The sequence below is a fragment of the Helicobacter sp. T3_23-1059 genome (genome assembly GCF_053654515.1).
Genome location: NZ_JBSIUV010000106.1, coordinates 1 through 3,158, shown reverse-complemented (window position 1 = coordinate 3,158; position 3,158 = coordinate 1). Strand labels below are relative to the sequence as shown.

The following is a 3,158-nucleotide window of genomic DNA, read 5'->3' as shown; positions in this document are numbered from 1 at the left end:
GAAAAGAATCTACCAAACAATGAAAATCAAAGACACCAAAGCACCCTTTGACCCGCTTTTATTTAATGGTTTGGGTAGTGAGAGAGATAGGAAATGGAATAATATAATCTATACTATATTTGGCAATATGACTGCTATAATGTTTGTGTTAGGCATAGTGATTATAGGTAACATACAAAAGCATAGCGATAAGATTTGGTTTGCTGTTTTTAAGGTATTTAGCGAATCAATATTGCTATTATATTGCTTAATGCTACTTTACTGCTACTATTTAATATTTCGGCATACAAAAATAAACAAACAAATCAACAAAGACAACCCTATTTTAATATGTGAGTATCAAGGCAATTTTAAACATTATTGCTTGTGGATTTTAGGAGGATTGTTTATGTTTATTTTTTATGTATTTGTTGCCTTACTCTCTTTTATCGCACCACCTTTTATTGCTATCGTGCTATTTCATTTTTATTTATTTAAACCATTTTTGCTAAAGCGGATTTTATTATTTGAAAATTATGTGATATTAGAATATAGAATTTTTGGCAATATTAAGTTGAATAGAGATGGGTTAGCGTTAATGAAAACGACACCAACCACAAAAACGATAAATTTATCCTTTGTGAGACCTATGATTTTTGATACCAATAAGAGCGATTTTTTTACTAAATATCTAGTGGCTTATTTTTGTGTGCAATTTAGTAAATTTGGTATGAGCAATATTGACAATATCTATGCAGAATTAAATGCCAAAATGAAATTTAACTCAGATGAAATCATCGCAAGATGGCATCAAATGTGGATATATGCCTTTAGGTATCCTATAAAAGAAGGTGGAATATGGGATTATATGACAAAAAAGCAATAATAACTTATGGCATAGCGATAAGCTACACTGCAAGTGATAGACCTATGGTAGATGAAAATAGGGAAGAGTATTTTGAATTTATGAATGAGTCGGAATTACCTAGAATTGGAGAAGAAAACGGTGAAGATTCGCTAAAAACTCGTCTTTTTAATATGCTAAGTATGATGGATTCTACTATTAGCGCAATAGCAACTAAAGCTTCTCCTACATACATAAAGATTATTTTTGTTATCAAGGACGGAATAAAAGGCTCTGCATTAAATATAAGCAATGAGGATTTGAGTGCAACAGAAACAATCGTTTTAGGTGGCATTACGATTGTGATTGGGATATTAACTGCTTTGGCTTCGTCTGGTATGGTCGCTTTTATTGCAGGTATAATAATTTCTTATATCCTTACTTGGCTGTTAAATAACACTTATATTTACTTGCGAGATAATGCCCCACAAATTTGGCAAAATGCAAAAAATAAAGCAAATGATGCGTGGCAATATATAATGTCTCTTATCGAATCGGATTCAAGAAGTCTAAATGAAAAAAAACAATCACTCACCCAAAAAGCAACTGATGAAATTTTGAGTATTATCAAGCAACGCCAAGATTTATCAACGGATTACGAAAAATGCGTAACTCTTTTGTGTGAATACAATAAAAATAATAAACTAGATTCTACGCCAAACCTTATCCAAACAGATTCAATCATCTACCATTCAACAAATATTCAAAATAACCAACCAAAATTCCATAAAAATAGTATTGTATTTATTATACTAGCATTAAACAAAGATACAAAAACGCTCATACCAAATGCAGACATAGAACTACAAAATGCCAATGTAGGACAAAAAGCCACAACAAACAATGAATGATTAGCAGATTTTAATATAATAGACATAATAGAAACGCAAAAGCTAAAATGTCCATTTAATATTACACTTAAACACAAAGATTACCAAGAATCCCCAATATCTAATAGAAATATTGTTCTTAATTCTGTCAAAAAACGAGAGGATAAGCCTTTTATCTTGCGATTCAATAAAAAACTAGATAATTTTGCAGTCCAAAATTTAGAGATAAAATCGCCATATACAATATTAAATAATGAAATCATCGCAAAAAATTTTTATCAGGCAAATGATAGTATTACACTTAAAGCAAACTATGATGATTCTAAAACAAAATCAGATGAGATAAAATGGGCTTATAAGATTATGGATAAATATGAAATCACTATGTTGCTAAAAAAAGAATCTAAAGATAAAAATCCACAAAGCATACAAAAATATGATGATAGTCTTTCTAAAATGCCCAATGGAACTTGCCAAATACTTCTAAATGAGAATGGAAGCACATATTTTTCACACGAATCTATCTATACTATTAAGAACGCAAAAAAAAATAATGCCAAATCTAACAATATTTATAAAGGTGCTAGTTTAGAAATAAAATTACCTGAATGTTTAAAGGATAAACAAATCGCTATATTTGCCTATAAAAATGAGCCAAATTGGAATGTATGCCAACTTTTGCGACTAAATGATTATCCACAAATCACTATTGATTGCACACTAGCAGAGACATTAAGGGAAAATGCAAGAAATGATAAAATCTCTACACTAGGCTGGGGTGTAAGCTATATATGCCAACGACTATGGCATGATAATCCAAGTGAAGCTAAAGAATTAGGCGAACTAATATATACACATTCACGCAGAGATGAATTTCTAGATTCTATACCAAATGAGACGATGAGACGGATTGTAGCAGAGAAATTGCCTAGAGTGGAATTAAGGGAATTTGCGCTAAATAGCAATACCAAACAAAAGATTAAATCACATACACAAAATGATAAAAATAAGAGTATAAGATTCTACATAGAGCTAGATTGGGAGGAATTTTATATGCAGTTTCCTTTGATGAAAAATCTAAAGAGGGAATTTTTGAATGTGGATAGCCTTTTTAATGATAGTAAGAAATTTCAACAAGAATTTGAATATTTTTATAAACAAAAAATGAAAATGGGACAGATAAAATATAACACCTATCTTTCAAAAGAATACAAAATATCCCTAAATACACAAGAAATGCAAAAAGGCGAAACTTCAAATATAAAAGTATTTGATATATGTGATGACAAAGATTCTATTCCTCAAGGAAATATAGCCATAAATGAGCTAGATAAACCATCGCAAATTATTTCTAATAAAATATATTTTCAAAGGTTTAGCGTTGATATGGATAAATTTTTACCACATTTGGGATTAAGTTATTTTGATGGTTTTGTTGCATTTTT

The 3,158-nt window shown here is 29.9% G+C and carries 2 protein-coding genes and 1 pseudogene; all 3 read left to right on the top strand.

Annotated elements, in window-relative coordinates; genetic code table 11:
• Positions 1-865 (top strand): hypothetical protein (locus ACWIX0_RS13175; RefSeq protein ID WP_454174442.1); only part of this gene is annotated, 865 nt, incomplete at its 5' end.
• Positions 838-1,734, top strand: a complete 897-nt coding sequence (locus tag ACWIX0_RS13170; protein WP_454174441.1) for a hypothetical protein — start codon at positions 838-840, stop codon at positions 1,732-1,734. The genes ACWIX0_RS13175 and ACWIX0_RS13170, both read left to right, overlap by 28 nt.
• A gap of 156 nt (positions 1,735-1,890) precedes the next feature.
• Positions 1,891-3,158, top strand: a pseudogene (locus ACWIX0_RS13165) (hypothetical protein); the annotation flags it as partial.

What these genes read in the sequence shown, in the direction of transcription:
- ACWIX0_RS13170 (WP_454174441.1), top strand. Translation starts at nt 838, where the DNA reads ATGGGATTATATGACAAAAAAGCAATAATAACTTATGGCATAGCGATA.